The organism is Bradyrhizobium sp. 76, from assembly GCF_023073025.1.
GTDB lineage: Bacteria > Pseudomonadota > Alphaproteobacteria > Rhizobiales > Xanthobacteraceae > Bradyrhizobium.
This window is the reverse complement of record NZ_JADPIS010000074.1, coordinates 1-2,075: the sequence shown is the minus strand read 5'-3', so window position 1 is coordinate 2,075 and position 2,075 is coordinate 1. Positions and strand designations below refer to the sequence as shown.

At 61.5% G+C, this 2,075-nt stretch carries 2 pseudogenes; both read right to left on the bottom strand.

The features are described 5' to 3' along the window. Window positions 1-169: 169 nt before the first annotated feature. Window positions 170-1,332: pseudogene (locus IVB48_RS16000) on the bottom strand (IS30 family transposase). A gap of 185 nt (window positions 1,333-1,517) precedes the next feature. Continuing rightward, a pseudogene (locus tag IVB48_RS15995) lies at window positions 1,518-1,760 on the bottom strand (IS256 family transposase); the annotation flags it as partial. Window positions 1,761-2,075: the final 315 nt, after the last annotated feature.

Sequence of the window (2,075 nt, the reverse complement as noted above, 5' to 3'; positions counted from 1 at the left end):
GTTTAGGCGCGGCATCCCTTTCAAACGCTGGCGCGATTGATACGGGTTCAAACTTGAACGCTAGTTCTACTGGGACATTCGCATCATGCTCGATGAAGTGTCCTTCATCATAAGAATCGCCATATTGATGGCGGATTCAAACGGTCGTCGCAACACCAGTTATTTTCACTCATGACAGCAGATCGTCAAGCGCCTCCGCGGGCGTTTTCCAGCCTGGTGTCTTTCTCGGTCGGGCATTGAGGGCCGCTGCCACCGCGGATATCTCGTCGGCGCTGTGGATGCTCAGGTCTGTGCCTTTCGGGAAGTACTGCCGCAGCAACCCGTTGGTGTTCTCGTTAGTGCCGCGCTGCCAAGGGCTTTGCGGGTCGCAGAAGTAGACCTGGATACCCGCATCGATCTTGAGACGATCGTGCTGAGCCATTTCGGCTCCCTGATCCCAGGTTAGCGAGCGACGCAGCTCCTCGAGTAAGGTGATGACGGTGCGCGTGATCGCGTCGCGCACGGCTTCGGCCCCGTGTCCCGCGAGCGCAGGTCCGTTCTTCACGCGCGGAGCTTCGCCATGCCCCGCCAACCGGGGAAGATGCAAGAGCATCGTGAAGCGCGTCGTGCGCTCGACCAGCGTGCCGATTGCCGAGCTGCCAACACCGAGGATGAGGTCTCCCTCCCAATGTCCCGGCACTGCTCGATCGGCCGCTTCAGCAGGACGCTCACTGATCATGATCTCCGGCGAGACAAAGCCCTTGCCTCGCCTGCGTGCGCGCGCCCTGGGCATCCATAATACACGTCCTGTTCGCAAGCAGGCCGTCAGCTCGCGGCGGAGCGCCCCACGGCCCTGAACGAAGAGAGCTTGATAGATAGCTTCGTGGCTGATGCGCATCGTCTTGTCGTCCGGGAAGTCGATCGGCAAGCGTCGGGCAATCTGCTCAGGGCTCCAGGCTTTGGCCCATCGCCGATCCTTGCGCGGGCCATACCGGCGGCCCTTCCACGAAACGGCGGGACCCGGAACGGGAGCGCCGCTCGGGGCTACTACGCCGCCAGCAAGTCTCTCCTCCACATAAGTGCGCAAGGTTGCATTGAGCGCAAGCTTGCTCGGCTTGGGCCGGCGGGCGGATCGATCCGCACGCCATTGGGCAGTTGTTGCCCGATACTCCGACCCGCCGCCGCGGGTGGCCGCGTTGCGCCGCAGTTCACGGGAGACTGTCGAAGCAGCCCGCCCCAGGCGACGTCCAATCTCTTACATGGAATGGCCCTGCACCTTAAAAGTGCGATCTCCTCGCGCTCTACCAATGAGAGGTACCGCCCGGAGAGCGGTTTTGCCGAAGATCTGAACATCGCTGGTGGCATGCCGCCCGCCTTTCGGAATAATCTGCTTCCGACAGGTTGTGACAATCCGGCTTCGAGCGCAGCATCTTCGCTACTCAGCCCCACAGCAATCGTCCGCCAAAATTTATTCTGTTCGTTGCGTCCTGCAACAGAGGGCCGGAGCTATCGCCAAATTTTGGTGACGGCCGGGCCGGTCAGGCGGCGGCGGTTATGGGCTGACGGTCGGTCGGCTTGGCGATGACCTCGATCCCGTCGTTGAATGTCACACCAAGAACGAGTTTTGGCAACTGGTGGTGGCCATCGAGACGGCGCCAGCTTTTCTGCGCGCCCTCGACGAGTTTGAAGACCATGGCGAGCGCGGTCCCGTTCGACAGACAACCCTTCGACCGGATGGTGCGGTGGCGCACGGTGGCGAAGGTGCTTTCGATGGGGTTGGTAACCGGTATGAGATGTCTCGGTGCCAACGTTCCGCTGCGGTTTTCTACATCGTGGCGTATGGTGCGACCATCGGGACAGAGGCACCGGGAGCACGATGTGCGGGCAGGCCGATGCATACGATGAGCTGAGAGCTCGAGTTAGTAGCTGGCCGCCTCTGCGACTCGCCCGGTTGCGCTGGGAGCGCGAATCCGTAGTTGTCGTGTCGCCCGCAGCTCCCGTCATGTGGTCTGATTGGCAGGAGGTGCGAATGCGACGGGTGATTGGCATCGACGTCCACCGAACTTTCGGGGAGGTGGTGATTTGGGAGGATGGCA